Source organism: Paenibacillus xylanivorans, assembly GCF_001280595.1.
GTDB lineage: Bacteria > Bacillota > Bacilli > Paenibacillales > Paenibacillaceae > Paenibacillus > Paenibacillus xylanivorans.
On the sequence record NZ_LITU01000070.1, the window covers coordinates 275,401 to 291,103 of the forward strand.

Consider the following 15,703-nt stretch of genomic DNA (forward strand, 5'->3'; position numbering starts at 1 on the left):
AAAACTTTCAAGTTTTTTCGCAAAACTACTGCATTTTCAAACTACCTGTGCTAACATACCCTAAGAATTAAAGCCCACACGGGAAAGGTGAGAAAATGACAGCAATATCCTCAACCAAAGAGTCCCTTCGTTCGGATGCCAAGGATCTGAATCTGATTCGGCTAACATGGCCTATTTTCCTGGAACTCTTCTTGTTTATGTTGATGGGGAGCGTGGATACGTTCATGCTCAGTTCGGTGTCCGATAATGCAGTATCCGGGGTCGGAGCAGCCAACCAGATTATTTCCATTGCGATTCTTGTACTGGAAGTCATTGGACATGGCGCTGCTATTGTTGTGGCACAATATATTGGTTCGAAGAAATTGAGTGAGGCGGCACAGGTCACGGGTAATGCGATTACACTGAATCTGATTGTCGGAATAATCCTGAGCGGAGGCTTTCTTCTGTTCGGAGGACATCTGTTGACACTGCTGCATATTCAAGGTGAAATATACGATTTTGCCCGTTCTTATATAAGTATTGTCGGAGGCGGTATTTTCCTTCAGGCGCTGATTAACGCGCTGGCCGCGACGATTCGTACGCATGGTTACACCAAAGAGACGATGTATGTTTCCGTTCTGATGAACGTGATTCACGTCATTGGTAACTACGCCCTTATTTTTGGCCATTTTGGCATGCCGAAGCTTGGTGTAGAAGGGGCAGCGATCTCCACGGTCGGAAGCCGCCTGATCTGCCTGATCATTTTCTTTTGGCTGCTCTATCGCGTCATGGAAGTAAGGGTGGAGTTTAGCTATTACATCAACCTTTCGAAGAAATTTATTAGCAAAATATTGCGAATTGGGATTCCATCTGCGCTGGAATCGGTTGTATATCAGTCCTGCCAGCTTGTCTTCACACTGTACGTGACGTATCTGGGCGCTGAAGCGATGGCAACCCGGCAATATGCGGGCAATATTTCAAGCTACATCTATCTATTCAGCATGGCGATCGGAATGGGGACATCCATTATTGTTGGCCGATTGGTCGGAGCGCGTCGCAAGAACGATGCATACAAACGCGTATTTGACAGTGTGAAATGGGCGCTGCTCGCCACAGTTGTGATCGATGTCATTATTATTCTCTTCCGTGTTCCGCTGATGAGTGTTTTCACGGATAATCCGGAAATTATCAAGCTGGGTGCGCAGGTCATCCTGCTCAGTCTTCTGCTGGAGACTGGGCGAACCTGCAATATTGTAATTATTGGTTCACTGCGTGCTGCAGGAGATGCGAAGTTCCCGGTATATATGGGGCTTATCTCTATGGTCTGCATGAGTCTGCCGCTGGGCTACCTGCTGGTATTCAAGCTTCATTTGGGGCTGGCCGGTGTCTGGCTAGCGATTGCCGCAGACGAGTGGACACGTGCTGTCATTATGTATTTCCGCTGGAAGAGCCGGGCTTGGGAGAAACATGATCTTTTGGATCAAGATGAGGAAGTTGGAGCTCAACCGGTGCCGGCAGTCTGATTGCTGGCAGGGAACGATAGACTTATTAGGAAAGCCGATCAAGGGATATACTCCTTTGGTCGGTTTTTTTTAGCAGAAATGATCAAAACGTGATGTGCAGCCTCACGTATAGTAAGGATATGGAAAGGGGTGGATGTTGACCGGAAGTCATCCGCAAAATTATGAGATGGGTATTGATCCTGCCGAAGTGCACCAGGGCCAGGCTTCAGGTTATCTGAAAGCTGTTACGCCGCTGGATAACAATGAGTTTGCCACCATGATGCAGCAGTTCAGGGCAGATAAGTATGTAGGCAAACGGATGAAATTATCTGGATTTGTGAAGACCGAACGTGTTGAAGCATTCTGTGGATTATGGATGCGTGTGGATAATAACGTCCATGATGTACTTCAATTCGATAACATGCATGATCGGCCCATTACGGGCACGCAACCTTGGAATCAGTACAATATTGTATTGGATGTGTCGAAGGAGAGTGCGGTTATCTCATTCGGGGTTATTTTGAACGGCAAAGGCAAAGTGTGGGTGGACAGTTTCCGCTTTGAAGAGGTTGATTCAAACACACCGTTGACTCATATGGAGACGGAGTATGAGATGTCGGACGAGCCAATGAATTTGTCTTTCGAGGAGTGATCAGATATATGAATGCAGGTTTAACGTTAAGCTGAAGGAAGTATGGGAATTATGATATAATCCTGGTGAAGAATGGAGCTGATGCTGGATGACGGATTTGCTCGATCCACGAGTGGATTTTGTATTCAAACTATTTTTGGAAGTGAGCAAAGTAAAGATGTTTTGTTAGCTTTCCTTAACAGCACGTTTATTGAAACCGGTGAGTCGCCTCTTACGGAGATTACACTTATTAACACGTTTACGGACAAAGATAGTCCGGAAGATAAACAATCCATTTTGGATATCAAAGCGCGTACAGTGGAAGGCAAGTTAATCAACATTGAGATGTAGCTGTTTAATCCGTATAATATGGAAAAAAGAACGCTATTCTATTGGAGCGAAATGTACTCTCACCAGATCAAGAAGGGTGAAAATTATAATCTTTTGAAAAAATGCGTGACGATCAATATTTTAAATTACTCATGTCTGGACAATGAACGATATCACAATGTTTTTCATTTACGCGAAGATCATACAGGTATTGGTTTGACAGATGATATAGAAATTCATGTAATGGAATTGACCAAACTGGATCAACACCCTGTCCCTATGGACAAGGGCGGACTGGTGAACTGGCTTTTATTCTTAAAAGGAATTGATCCATCAAATTGGGAGGTGCTGGCGATGAATGAACCGATGCTAAAAAAGGCAATGGACACGCTGGAATTTCTGAGTCAGGATGCGGCTACGAGAATGGCATATGATGCACGGATGAAAGCACTAAGCGATGAAAAATCGATGATAGAAGGTGCACGTGCTGAGGGAGAAGCCAAAGGGAAAAGAGAAATGGCTCGTGAGCTGCTTGCACTTGGCGTAGACATGTCTGCTGTGGTGAAAGCCTCTGGACTCTCTGAAGAGGAAATCAAAAAACTCCTGCCCAAGCAGTAACTGAAACTAAATTTACACGATCCAGAGCTGATCCAATTACGGGTTGGCTCTTTTTGTTGCGTTTGGGGTATACAAAAAGTAGAGCGAAGTCCAAGCTGAGAAGAGAATACAGGCTTTTTCCCTATAAATCCCATTGTTCTCGATAGCTAATCAGGCGATACCTTGTTAACATAGATCCAAAGAATAATATAACTTATGACACATATAGAGGATGATTCAGATGAATAAAAAAGTACTGGTCGTGGATGACGAGTCAAGCATCGTCAGTGCCATTGCTTACGCGCTAAGGCGCGAAGGATATGAAGTAGAGACAGCGAATGACGGCGAAGAAGCACTGGTGAAGGTATCCTCATTCCATCCTCAGGTCATGATTCTGGACGTGATGATGCCCAAGCTGGATGGATACGGTGTATGCCGCAGGCTGGAGGACCGGGAAGATATCGGGATTATTTTGCTGACCGTCAAAAATGATATCGTGGATAAGATCGTCGGCCTGGAAATGGGCGCGGATGATTACATGACCAAACCGTTTGAGATCCGCGAACTGCTCGCCCGGGTAAAAGCGCTGATGCGTCGCGTGGAGAAAAGCAGTCCACCATCCGATGATCCCAAAAATCAAGCCATTATCAATGGAACTTTGCGCATCCATATCGCGCACCGCACTGTGACGGTGAATGAGGAGAAGCTGGATCTGACGCCAAAAGAGTTCGACTTGCTTACCATTCTGATGTCCAATCCTGAGCGTGTATACACGCGGGATGATCTGCTGGACCGGGTGTGGGGCATGGAATATGCCGGGGGTACACGCACGGTGGATATTCATATTCAGCGCCTGCGCAAAAAAATCGGCGATACTGACCAGCAAAAATTGCAGACGGTATACGGAATTGGCTATAAGGCGTCAGCCCCTGGTCCGGGCGGCTCAGTATGAGAGTCAGCATCAAGCTGAAGTTCAGTGTCTTTCTGGCCGCATTGCTAATCCTGACCGTCGTTGTGCTCAGCTCCCTGGTATTACGAGGTATTGAGCGCAACCAGCAGACGCAGATTGAGACCATTTTGTCCCAGCAGACCCGTCTGGTGAATCTGAATGTGCGGCAGTCTTATTATACCGAGTCCGTTCGTCTGGAGCAGGAGGTTTTTTTACAGCAAAGTGGCCGCAGGCTGGCTCAGGAGCTTGCAAGCTCCACAGGTCTGCCCATCGCGCTTTATGATATGAAGGGACAGCAAGTCGGTTCATCGATCATGTCTGAGGAAAGTGCGGAAATTACAGCGACGGTGAATTATGCGCTGCAAAATAAAATTGCCTATCACGAACAAGGTGATACGCTGTTATATGTGGCACCGCTGGATGGACCGGATGGACAGATGGGTGCTGTACGAATGCAGTATCCGGTTCAGAGCTATCATGAATTCTACGCCCGTATCCTTCAGCTGTTTATGTGGGCGGGTATTGCCGTAGTTGGACTTAGCTTCATTTTGGGATACCTCTTTTACAATCGCTTTGCCGTCGCCATAACCCGCTTGAAGAAGTCCGCCGATTCCATCCGTGAGGGGCATTATATTACCGAATCACCTGTGAGACGTAAGGATGAATTGGGCGAGCTGGGACAGGGCATTTATTATATGAGTACATCGATTCAGCAAAATATTGAAGCCATGCATGCGGAACAGCAGAAGCTCCAGCTCGCGATTGAGAAGCTTCAAGCCCTGGAGCAGCAGCAGAAACAATATATCGGGAATATTAGCCATGAGTTCAAGACGCCGCTTACGTCAATTAAGGCGTATGTTGAGCTGTTGGACATGTATAAGGATGATCCGCAATTGCTGGATGATGCTACGAACAACATTGGGAAAGAAACCGAGCGGTTATACGAAATGGTTGAGAAGGTTCTTCATCTGTCTGCTCTGGAAAAATATGATTTTGAGAATCAGGCGGAAGACGTGGAAGTTCGTGCCCTGCTGGAGGATGCCTGTGGCCGAATGCGGGGCAAAGCCGAGAAGTTTGCGCTGAACATGGAGCTGGTGTTACTGCCTGCGGTGATTCGCAGTGATCGGGAGAGCCTGATGCATATTTTCATCAATCTGTTGGATAATTCGATCAAATATAATGTGCCCGGGGGTGTCATCCGGGTAAGCAATGAACTGCGAATGCAGGAGCGGCAAGCGGTTATTCGCATATTTAACTCGGGTACGCCGATTCCGGAAGAGGCGCAGGAGAAAATCTTTGAACCCTTTTACACCGTCAACAAAGACAGGGCCAGAAAAACCGGGGGAACCGGGCTTGGGCTATCGCTGGTCAAGCAATTTGTTGAGAAGCAGGGCGGTACGATTACACTGCTGCCTAAAGATCCCAAGCATGAGGAAGGAACGACGTTCCAGCTGGCTTTCCCTCTGGCCCATTCAAGTTTACAAGTTGGAAACAAGTCTGAATAACTTTGGAAGTATGCGATGTGTATGCTTGGTCTATAGAAAGCAATCAGGGGGGACCATGATGAATTGGAAACAGGCGGCTTTGAGCACGCTCGGGGCAATCGTCCTATTATCGGCAACAGCATGCGGTGGAACAACGGAGCCAGAGGGGAATCCACAGAACGGGAAATCAGGCACGGATATTACGGTGAAGGATAACACCAATACGTCGGTGTACCAGAGCTTTAAGCTGGAGAAAATCGATAAACTGCCGAATATGCGCGGGGTGGCGTGGCTGAGTAATGACTGGATTTTGTCGGATAAAGAGAATACGGCCATGAAGCCTGTCACGGTTGAAGGTAAAGAACGCTATCCGCATAACTTATACATGTATGATTTGACGAAGGGCACCGATTCACCTGTAAAAGAAAGTGAAGTGAGTCTGGGCTCACCACTCGTGTCCCCGGATAGTCAGTATATTTTCTACAGAGAACCAGAGGAATCGACTGGCAAAGGCTTTATTCTGAACCTGCACAATGGAGAAGTGATTCCGGCAGGTAAGGACGACGGCTTTGTATTTGAAGGTGCATGGCTCGATAAGGAGCATGTCGTCTTTCCGAATATGAATGGGGATATCGTATCGGCGAGTGTGGATGGAACGACGAAGGTGCTGGTCAAGACGGGGAACTTCAATGTATGGAGTGTTAGTGTTTCGGGTAGTGTAATTTACTACATCACAGGCACGGACGGACAGCTGAATGCCTACGATACGAAGACCGGTGAAGAGAAGCAGGTGCTAAAAAGTGTGGAGTGGGTGATTCCGTCCAACGATGGTTCAAGACTGGCAATTGTGAAAAAAACAGCCGATACCAAACGGGCGCTGGTGCTGACCGATCTGGAAGGGAATGAAAAAGCCACACTTGCCAGAGGCACGCAGATCTTCGGTACGAGTTGGTCTGGTGACGATTCCAAAATCGCTTATACAATCAATTCTGAGAGTGATGATGAGAAGGGGCTGTTCGTCTCCAATACGGAATCCGCGGAGCAGTTCCAGATCTCGGCTGATATGGATAACGCATCTGATCCGCTGAGTTGGAGTCCGGAAGGCAACCGAATTTTGCTGTCACAGTCCGTGCAGGAAAATGAATCGTACCACTTCGTTACCTCGGTCATTACGATCTCGCAGTAAACATCATTGAAAAGAGGCAAATCAGCGAGCGAGCCTGACTCATAACGAGTTGGGCCTTTTCTGTACCTTTAACGCAGGTGTTCTGGGTTATACTGAAGAGACGAGAAGTGAAGGGGGACATAATCATGGATGAAAAAGACTGCCGTCTGCTGTTGAGCATTTCCGAAGAGAGCAGTCTGACCAAGGCTGCGGAGCGCATGTTTATGACCCAGCCGGCTTTGACATACCGTTTGCAGCAATTGGAGAAAGCATTTGGCGTACCGCTCATCGATAAAACGTTAAAAGGTGCCAGGTTTACTCCCGAAGGAGAGCATCTTGCAAGCTATGCTCGTAAAATGCTCAATGAGCTTAATCAAGTCAAGGAACAGCTGTCGAATATTCGTAATGAGGTTAAGGGAACGCTGCGCCTCGGGATTGCCAATCATTATTCATTGTACAAGCTTCCTCCGTTGTTAAAACAGTTCAAGGAGCTGTATCCTGAGGTTCAGTTTGCTGTGACCTGTGCTCTGAGTGTAGAGGTTATGGAGCTATTGATGCGGGATGAAATCCAGGTGGGTGTCATCCGGGGAGAGCATCCATGGTATGAAGGGAAACATCTGCTGCATGATGAACCGGTCTGCATTGTATCCCGTGAACCCATTGACCTGAATGAGCTTCCAGACCTTCCGCAAATTGCATTTCAGGAGCCCTTGACGAAAACAGGCGGTTCCCCTGTGAGTCCATTCCGAGAAGGAGTAGCGTCCTGGTGGTATGAGCGTTTTGAACGTTCACCAACCGTAGCGATGCGTGTGGATAGCTATGAGACCTGTAAAGAAATGGTGCGGTACGGCCTGGGCTACGCTATTATTCCGGGTATCTTCGTATCTGCTTCGGATGGACTTCATCAGCAGGAACTGATCCGACAGAATGGACAGGGAGTGCGGCGTAACACCTGGTTGGTGTATAAGGAAAGTGTGCTGCAACAGGCAACGGTGGGCCGCTTTGTTGATTTGATGAGAACAGTAGGTACACAGCACGTTTTGGATGGTTGCTAGATACAGATATAGTAGAGTAGATGCATTGCTTTATGCATAATTATCCGGTACTTTCTTGTCATAAAAGGCATCTTACTGTTATTAGACAGTATCAATCTCATAATGAAAAACCACTCGAAGGATGTACATATGTTCAAAATGTTCATAGACGTTGTTTTGTCTAATATGTAAATGATCCAGTAATATACTGACATCTGATGATATCCATATATTGATTTCAAGCGAGTCCATAAAATTTTTTATGGGCTATTCCTTAATTTTTTTGAATTTACTTATGGCTTGGTCACACATACAATATATCCAATCTGATTGTATATTTATTCGATTAAATTGAATATAGAAATGCTGTATTTGAAGAAAGGCGGCAAAATAATATGTATCCTGATCCTGCTCATATAAAACAAAAGATCAAAGAAACCGTAGATCGGCTTGACCCCGACTTTCGGAAATTATCCCTGCGCATTCACGCTAACCCTGAGCTTAGCTTTCAGGAAGTCCAAGCCCAACAATGGTTAACCGAACCGCTGGAAGCAGCCGGATTTCAGGTGGAAAAAGGTATATCCGGCCTCGATACCTCGTTCCGCGCTGTATGGGAAGGCAAGCCTGGCGGACCCACGATTGCACTGCTTGCTGAATATGATGCGCTGCCCCGCATCGGACATGCCTGCGGTCACAATCTGATCGGAACCTCTGCTGTAGGTGCAGCACTGGCGCTCAAGGAAGCTTGCCCTGATCTTCCGGGACGGATCATCGTTCTTGGCACACCGGCTGAAGAAGAGGGCGGCGGTAAAATCATTATGGTGAACGATGGCGTATTCAATGAGATTGATGCCGTCATGATGTGTCACCCGCAGCAAAAAACGATGGTACTGAGAGGTGCGCTGGCTTGTGTGGATGCAACCTTTACGTTCCACGGCAAACAGGCACATGCGGCCTCGTCTCCTGAGAAAGGCATTAGTGCGCTGGATGCCCTGGTTAACGCGTATGCTGGGATTAACTCGCTGCGTCCTTATTTGAAGGATGACGTTCGGGTGAACGGGATTATTACCAAGGGTGGAGATGCGCCCAACGTGGTGCCTGAACTGGCTGAAGCGGTATACATCATTCGAGCGAAGACCGTCGAAGAGCTGAAAGTCGTCATGGACAAAGTATATCGTGTAGTACGCCATGCTGCGGAAGGCGTTGGAGCTACGGTAGATATTACGGAAGGCCTCATCTATGCCGAGCGGAATAACAACAAGGCTCTGGCGGGTTTGTTCCAACAGAACCTGGAGGACATGGGTATTGAAGTGAATGATCCACCGCAAACAGGCGGCGTAGGTTCCTCGGATATTGGTAACGTAAGCCAAATCACTGCCGCCATCCATCCGTATATCCGGTTAGGTGACGCGACAACACACACACCTGAATTTGCCCGGCTTGCCGGAGCAGAGGAAGGTATGATTGAACTGAATCGTGCAGCAAAGGCACTTGCACTGACAGCGTTCGATCTGTACGCAGACAAGGCAGCATTGCAGCAGGTACGGAATGAGTTTGAAGCATGGAAACAACAGAAGGGCGAGGGATGATGAATTGGAAAACATAACAAAACAACCACAACAACGGCGTAAATGGTTCAAGATGCCGCATACCTTCGTCATTTTGTTCATTCTGGTGCTGGTAGCTACGGTGCTTACCTACATCATTCCCGCCGGGGAATTTGATCGTGTGAAGGACGAAGCCACAGGCAAATCCTTGCTCGTCCCAGGTTCATACCATCATGTGGAGGCCAATCCGACGGGATTATGGGATATTCCGAAGTCCATCGTACGCGGACTGGTTGATTCCGCTGACGTTGTATTCTTTATTTTTATCATCGGCGGAGCGTTTCAGATCATTACGAGTACCGGCACGATTGAAGCCCTCACAGGCCGGGTTGCCCGTTCGTTCGCCAACAAGGGATTATGGGTCATCCCCGTATTTATCACCTTGTTCTCTGTTGGCGGGTTCACGATGGGCATGTCCACTGAAGTCATGGTCTTTGTACCGATAGGTATCGCCATCGCACGTGCGTTGGGGTATGACGCTTTGACTGGGACGGCGATGATCTCGCTGGGGGCCTCGTGTGGTTTTACCGCGGGACTGCTCAATCCGTTCAACGTGGGACTGGCTCAGGCTATTGCAGAAGTTCCGATCTTCTCAGGCATGTGGCTGCGTGCGATTATCCTGGTGTGTCTCATCTCCGTGACAAGTATCTATATTATGCGGTATGCCTCCAGAGTGAAGTCTGATCCCACTCGCGGTTTGGTGCATGAGCTGGAACAGGAGCAGGCAGCAGATGCGCCTGCGGTAGATCTGAACAAGCTGCCAACCATTCGTATCACACATATCCTGACCATCATTACCATTGTAGCTGGATTTGCCCTGTTGATCTGGGGTGTATCGAAAGAAGGATGGTGGATGGAGGAGCTGGCCGCTCTCTTCCTGAGCATGGGCGTGATCGCTGGTCTTGTCTCCGGGTTCGGTCCTAGCCGAATTGCAAGTGAATTCGTCAAAGGTGCAAGCGGTATTGCCTATGGTGCCTTTATCATCGGTTTGGCGAGAGGGATTATGGTTGTCCTCGACCAAGGTAACGTGATTGATTCCGTTGTCTACGGAATGTCTACGTTGGTTGGCGAGCTGCCGTCATCCGTTCAGGTGCTGGGCATGTACTTCTTCCAAAATATTATGAACGTGTTCATCACATCGGGTACAGGCATGGCCGTGACTACAATGCCGATCATGGTTCCGTTATCGGATCTGCTCGGGGTTACCCGTCAGACTGCCGTACTGGCGTTCCAGTTCGGAGACGGATTTACCAACATGATTCTGCCAACGTCTTCTGCCTTGATGGGCAGTCTCGCGGTATCTGGCATTCCGTATCAGAAATGGGTTAGATTCTTCTGGCCGCTGATGGTGATGTGGATCGCCATGGGAATCGTATTTATGCTCATCGCAAATGCAATTCAGTATTCCTAATTCTTCAATAGAAGACGAGTGGCGAAAGATGTATTCCATAACTTACATTCCTTTCTATACATTTATATTGACTAAGCTATTCCGCTTCCGATAAACTAGAATGCAGGAATAAAAGTCGAATGTTCAAAGCAGCAGTTCGAGACATTGTTTCGGACGGCTGTTTCTTTTCTTTTTAATGAGCAAGGTTGCAACGTTGTAGTCTTGTCGGTTGATCCGGCCAATAACAACATGGAATAGGAACAGGTGATACACATGTGTAACAGCGCGTACCGCGTGCTTTTATATTATAAGTTCGTGAAGATTGAAGACCCTGAGACGTTTACGCAAGAACATCTGCAATACTGCAAAGACTTGGGTGTGAAAGGCCGTATTTTGATCGCGTCGGAAGGCATTAACGGCACTGTATCCGGTACGCCGGAGCAAACGGAGCAATACATGAAGGACATGCTCGCCAACCCGCTGTTCAGCGATATGGTGTTCAAGATTGATGATGTCGAAGAGCATGCGTTCAAAAAAATATTTGTTCGTCACAAAGCCGAACTGGTAACGTTCCGCGTGGAGGACGATTTGGACCCTAACGCAATTAGCGGTAAACGGTTGTCGCCAAAAGAATTTTACGAGCATCTTCAACAGGAGGATGTCATTGTAATTGACGGGCGTAATGACTACGAGTACGAGATTGGTCATTTCAGGGGAGCGATCCGTCCTGACGTGGAATCGTTCCGTGAATTCCCAGAGTGGATTCGAGAGAACCTGGGTGACATGAAGGACAAAAAGATCATTACCTACTGTACTGGCGGAATCCGTTGTGAGAAACTGACCGGGTTCATGATTAACGAAGGTTTCCAGGACGTAGCACAACTTGAGGGCGGAATTGTGACCTACGGCAAGGATGATGAGGTACAAGGGCGACTGTTTGATGGCAAATGTTATGTATTTGACGAACGTATTTCCGTGCCTATTAACCGGACGGATGAAGATATCGTGATTGCCAGCTGCTATCACTGTGGCACGACGCATGACCGTTATATTAACTGTCCAACCTGCAACCTGCAGCATGTATGCTGTGAGGATTGCGAAGAGACGCATAACCGCTTTTGCTCGGATGCTTGCCGGGAGGCAGCACCGGTAACCGCATAAGCAGGGAGAGCAGGTGCTGATCGTGAAGCGCGAAGAGGAACGAACGACGCGTGAACGGATTTTGTTCATGCTGAAGCAGCAAGGCACAATGACCGCAAGGGAAATGACAGCCGAGCTTGGTCTGACCGGCATGGCGATCCGCCGTCATCTGACGGCACTGGAGCAGGATGGATGGATTGAGGTCCGGGAAGCCCGAGCTACAGCCGGACGCCCATCTTCCGTGTACCATTTGACGGTACGCGGGGATAACTTTTTTCCGAAATCATATTCCTCACTGACGCTGGAACTGCTGGAAGAATTGTCCGATTCAGCGGGCAGTGGTGTTGTGGATGCGTTGTTCGAGAGCCGTCGGGACAAGCTGCTTCGCAGCGGACTGCCGCAGATGAAAGGTCAGGATCTGGCCGGACGTGTCGAGGAACTCGCACGCATTCAGAATGCAAACGGATATATGGCCGATGCTTCCACGGAAGAGGATGGCACCTATGTGCTTACCGAGCTGAACTGCCCCATTGTGCAGGTAGCGAGTGTCTATAAACAGGCTTGCCGCTGTGAGCTGGAGCTTTTCCGTTCATTGCTGCAGGCCGATGTGGAGCGCACTGAATGTTATGCGGACGGTGGCAAGAAATGTACGTACCAGATTCGCGAGGCGGCTGGGAATTAGCATGTATGGAGATTGTTTCGTTCACTCGGAACAGTCTCTTTTTTTGTTTTATGTAATGTTTTCTCTCACGTATCTGCAATGAAACCAAATTGGAAGCGGTTCAACCATTGACGGGAAACAGGTCGCACCTTAATATTAGGGAAACAATGAAATACCAACACGGATCATGGACTTCAGTCGCATGAGGAAAGTCTATATTTGTCTGCTTTTGTCGGTCAAAGCAACAATGCGTTGAAGCGTTCGTTTTGTCCCGCCCTATCGTGTCACTTGGATAACGATGAGGGTATCAACATTTTAGAAGATGGAGAGGGGTTTCACACATGAAAAAGAAATTCTTAATGTCTCTGATGATGGTTGCATCAATGATCGTAGCGGCTGGTTGCGGAAATAACAGCGGCGGTAGCACAACGACTGAGGGATCAGGAAGCCCAACAAGTGAAGGCACTGCGGAGAAATCGTATCGCGTCGCGATCTCGCAGATCGTTGAGCATCCATCGCTGGATGCCACACGTGAAGGATTTATTGCAGCGCTGAAGGATGCTGGCCTTGAAGAGAACAAAAACCTGACGATTGATTACAATAACGCGCAAGGGGATTCAACGAACAACCTGTCCATTGCCCAGAAGATTGCGGGAGACTCCAAAAATGATCTGGTCCTTGGGATTGCAACACCATCCGCATTGGCTCTGGCTCAACAAGTAAAGGACAAGCCATTGCTGTTTGCAGCAGTGACGGACCCGCTGGGTGCCAAATTGGTGAGTGACATGGACAAGCCAGGTGGTAACGTAACAGGTGCATCGGATACGAACCCGGAAGCCATCGTGCAATTGGCAGATTTTATCGCCAAATATTTGCCGGATGTGAAGACAGTAGGTCTGGTTATCAACGAGGGTGAACCGAATGCGGTTGTGATGGCGAACAATGCGGAGAAAGCGCTGGCGACACATAATATCAAGTTGGTCAAAGCACCCGTAACGAACACATCCGAAGTAAAACAGGCAACCGATTCTCTGGTTGGCAAAGTGGATGCCTTCTATATCACGCTGGATAACTCGGTGGTTAGCGCAGTGGATACAATCATCCAGACAGCGAACAAAAATAAAATTCCGTTCTTCTCCAGTGACCGGGATACCGTGGAAAAAGGGGCTTTCGCAACCGTCGGCTTCAAATACTACGACCATGGATACCAGGTTGGTGAAATGGCTGCAGACATTTTGAAAAATGGGTCAAAACCGGGTGACATGAAAGTCACTGTACCGGACAAGCTGGATCTGATCCTGAACCTGAAGGCGGCTGAGGCTCAAGGCATCACCGTTACCGATGAGATGAAGGCAGAAGTGAAGGACCAGGACAACAACATTATTCAGTAATCTGACCGGATGATCCTCCGGCAGTACGGATGCGAGGCGGACGTGCAGGCGGGTTCGCCTCATTCTTTTCGATAGACAGGGAGGAAGCAATGTGAATTTGACTTTGGGGTCAATTTAAGGGGCAATCGAGCTTGGATTGTTGTATGCACTGATGGCACTGGGTGTATATATTACATTCCGCATACTGGACTTCCCCGATCTCACCGTAGACGGAAGTTTTACAACAGGAGGCGCAATCGCGGCGGTCATGATATCCAACAACTTCTCTCCTTGGCTCGCTTGCTTGGCAGCAATGGCTGGAGGCATGTTGGCTGGAGCTTGTACAGGTCTGCTGCACACCAAAGGTAAAATTAACGGGCTGTTATCCGGTATTTTGATGATGATTGCCTTATATTCGATTAATATGCGTATTCTTGGCGCACCGAACAAATCCATTATGGGCATGGACAACCCCTTCTCGGGTGAGCATGTCATGATTATTATTATCGTGGTCGTACTGGTGTTCAAAATCATGCTGGATCTGTTCATGAAGACTGATATCGGATTGGCCCTGCGTGCAACAGGTGACAACAAACGCATGATCCGCAGCTTTGGCGCAAATACGGATGTAACCACTATTGTTGGTGTCAGTCTGTCCAACGGACTTGTTGCCCTGTCTGGAGCATTTATTGCGCAGCAATCCGGTTTTGCAGACATTACGATGGGGATTGGGATGATTGTCATCGGACTGGCCTCCGTTATTATTGGGGAAGCCATTCTGGGTGCAAGAACTGTATTCTGGGCCACCCTTGCGGCCGTGGTGGGTTCAATTATTTACCGGATTGTGGTCGCGATAGCGCTCCAGGTCGAATGGTTCGACACATCCGATCTGAAGCTGATCACTGCGGTGATTGTTATTATCGCACTTGTTTTCCCAACCATGCAGCGCTCCATGAAGCAGAAAAGTCTGGCTCGCAAACGGACCGAAGAGCTTATGCGTTCGTCGGGCCAACAGGCGAAGGGAGGCATGTGATCATGCTTGAGATTACACAAGTAACCAAACTGTTTAATCCGGGAACAACTGATGAGAAGACTGCGCTGGTCGGCGTAAACCTGACGATGAATCCGGGAGATTTTGTGACGGTGATTGGCAGTAACGGCGCGGGCAAATCAACGTTGATGAACATTATCTCAGGCGTTATGAAGCCCGACATGGGTGATGTGCTGATCAATGACCGTTCCATCAAAAGCCTGCCTGAGCATAAGCGAAGCAGCTGGATTGGCCGCGTCTTTCAGGACCCGATGGCGGGTACGGCACCGCATATGTCCATTGAGGAGAACATGGCGATGGCGTACAAACGTGGCAAAGGCCGCGGACTGGGCTTTGGAGTTACCCGTGCCAGACGGGAGATTTTCAACGCCCAATTGGAGAAGTTGGGAATCGGACTCGATAAGCGCCTCAATGCCAAAGTGGGTCTGCTATCCGGTGGTGAGCGCCAGGCACTCAGCCTGCTCATGGCGACATTCACTCAGCCGCAGATTCTACTGTTGGATGAGCATACGGCTGCACTTGACCCCTCCCGGGCGGAACTGATTACCGAGTTGACCGAAACGCTTGTACGTGAGATGAGACTCACTACGTTGATGGTCACACACAATATGGAGCAGGCCATTCGTCTGGGCAATCGTCTAATTATGATGGATAAAGGCCGGATTATTCTGGATGTTAGTGAAGAGCGCAAGCGCACGCTGACCGTACCTGAGCTACTGGGGGAATTTGAACGCATCAGCGGCAAAAAAATGGCTGATGATCGCGTGGTGCTGGGTTAAGTGCAGTTATGCCTGTACGTACAGGCAGGTGGTG

The 15,703-nt window shown here is 48.4% G+C and carries 12 protein-coding genes and 2 pseudogenes; all 14 read left to right on the forward strand.

Annotated elements, in window-relative coordinates; all coding sequences use genetic code 11:
- The first annotated feature begins 95 nt into the window (after positions 1 to 95).
- The 14 genes and pseudogenes from AMS66_RS21070 to AMS66_RS21135 all read left to right on the forward strand — a co-directional run bounded on the left by AMS66_RS21070 (position 96) and on the right by AMS66_RS21135 (position 15,669).
- On the forward strand, positions 96 to 1,502 hold the full coding sequence (locus AMS66_RS21070) for an MATE family efflux transporter (protein ID WP_053782651.1): 1,407 nt from the start codon (positions 96 to 98) through the stop codon (positions 1,500 to 1,502).
- A gap of 124 nt (positions 1,503 to 1,626) precedes the next feature.
- Positions 1,627 to 2,133: pseudogene (locus AMS66_RS21075) on the forward strand (AraC family transcriptional regulator); the annotation flags it as partial.
- An 88-nt stretch (positions 2,134 to 2,221) separates the two neighbouring features.
- Positions 2,222 to 3,060, forward strand: a pseudogene (locus AMS66_RS21080) (Rpn family recombination-promoting nuclease/putative transposase).
- Positions 3,061 to 3,280: 220 nt separating this feature from the next.
- On the forward strand, positions 3,281 to 3,991 hold the full coding sequence (locus AMS66_RS21085; RefSeq protein ID WP_053782652.1) for a response regulator transcription factor: 711 nt from the start codon (positions 3,281 to 3,283) through the stop codon (positions 3,989 to 3,991).
- Positions 3,988 to 5,493 carry a sensor histidine kinase gene (locus AMS66_RS21090; RefSeq protein ID WP_053782653.1) on the forward strand — a complete coding sequence of 502 codons (1,506 nt, stop codon included), beginning with the start codon at positions 3,988 to 3,990 and terminating at the stop codon, positions 5,491 to 5,493. Before AMS66_RS21085 ends, AMS66_RS21090 begins: the two co-directional genes overlap by 4 nt.
- Before the next feature lie 55 nt (positions 5,494 to 5,548).
- Positions 5,549 to 6,658: a hypothetical protein gene (locus tag AMS66_RS21095; protein WP_160319722.1), complete on the forward strand. Its 1,110-nt coding sequence runs from the start codon at positions 5,549 to 5,551 to the stop codon at positions 6,656 to 6,658.
- A gap of 125 nt (positions 6,659 to 6,783) precedes the next feature.
- Positions 6,784 to 7,692 carry a LysR family transcriptional regulator gene (locus AMS66_RS21100; RefSeq protein ID WP_053782655.1) on the forward strand — a complete coding sequence of 303 codons (909 nt, stop codon included), beginning with the start codon at positions 6,784 to 6,786 and terminating at the stop codon, positions 7,690 to 7,692.
- 374 nt (positions 7,693 to 8,066) lie between these two features.
- Complete coding sequence (locus tag AMS66_RS21105; protein WP_053782656.1) at positions 8,067 to 9,260, forward strand: M20 family metallopeptidase; 1,194 nt, start codon at positions 8,067 to 8,069, stop codon at positions 9,258 to 9,260.
- 4 nt (positions 9,261 to 9,264) lie between these two features.
- Positions 9,265 to 10,689: a YfcC family protein gene (locus AMS66_RS21110; protein WP_236703553.1), complete on the forward strand. Its 1,425-nt coding sequence runs from the start codon at positions 9,265 to 9,267 to the stop codon at positions 10,687 to 10,689.
- Between the two features lie 252 nt (positions 10,690 to 10,941).
- Positions 10,942 to 11,829 carry an oxygen-dependent tRNA uridine(34) hydroxylase TrhO gene (trhO, locus tag AMS66_RS21115; RefSeq protein ID WP_053782657.1) on the forward strand — a complete coding sequence of 296 codons (888 nt, stop codon included), beginning with the start codon at positions 10,942 to 10,944 and terminating at the stop codon, positions 11,827 to 11,829.
- Positions 11,830 to 11,842: 13 nt separating this feature from the next.
- Complete coding sequence (locus AMS66_RS21120) at positions 11,843 to 12,490, forward strand: helix-turn-helix transcriptional regulator (RefSeq protein WP_144424559.1); 648 nt, start codon at positions 11,843 to 11,845, stop codon at positions 12,488 to 12,490.
- 320 nt (positions 12,491 to 12,810) lie between these two features.
- Complete coding sequence (locus AMS66_RS21125) at positions 12,811 to 13,860, forward strand: ABC transporter substrate-binding protein (RefSeq protein ID WP_053782658.1); 1,050 nt, start codon at positions 12,811 to 12,813, stop codon at positions 13,858 to 13,860.
- A gap of 124 nt (positions 13,861 to 13,984) precedes the next feature.
- Complete coding sequence (locus AMS66_RS21130) at positions 13,985 to 14,872, forward strand: ABC transporter permease (protein ID WP_144424560.1); 888 nt, start codon at positions 13,985 to 13,987, stop codon at positions 14,870 to 14,872.
- A gap of 2 nt (positions 14,873 to 14,874) precedes the next feature.
- Positions 14,875 to 15,669 (forward strand): ABC transporter ATP-binding protein, encoded by a 795-nt coding sequence (locus AMS66_RS21135; RefSeq protein ID WP_053782659.1) that lies wholly within the window; start codon positions 14,875 to 14,877, stop codon positions 15,667 to 15,669.
- Positions 15,670 to 15,703: the final 34 nt, after the last annotated feature.

Coding starts and splice junctions, on each gene's coding strand:
- AMS66_RS21085 (WP_053782652.1), top strand. CDS start 3,281: ATGAATAAAAAAGTACTGGTCGTGGATGACGAGTCAAGCATCGTCAGT.
- trhO (WP_053782657.1), top strand. CDS start 10,942: ATGTGTAACAGCGCGTACCGCGTGCTTTTATATTATAAGTTCGTGAAG.
- AMS66_RS21105 (WP_053782656.1), top strand. CDS start 8,067: ATGTATCCTGATCCTGCTCATATAAAACAAAAGATCAAAGAAACCGTA.
- AMS66_RS21095 (WP_160319722.1), top strand. CDS start 5,549: ATGATGAATTGGAAACAGGCGGCTTTGAGCACGCTCGGGGCAATCGTC.
- AMS66_RS21090 (WP_053782653.1), top strand. CDS start 3,988: ATGAGAGTCAGCATCAAGCTGAAGTTCAGTGTCTTTCTGGCCGCATTG.
- AMS66_RS21070 (WP_053782651.1), top strand. CDS start 96: ATGACAGCAATATCCTCAACCAAAGAGTCCCTTCGTTCGGATGCCAAG.
- AMS66_RS21100 (WP_053782655.1), top strand. CDS start 6,784: ATGGATGAAAAAGACTGCCGTCTGCTGTTGAGCATTTCCGAAGAGAGC.
- AMS66_RS21125 (WP_053782658.1), top strand. CDS start 12,811: ATGAAAAAGAAATTCTTAATGTCTCTGATGATGGTTGCATCAATGATC.
- AMS66_RS21135 (WP_053782659.1), top strand. CDS start 14,875: ATGCTTGAGATTACACAAGTAACCAAACTGTTTAATCCGGGAACAACT.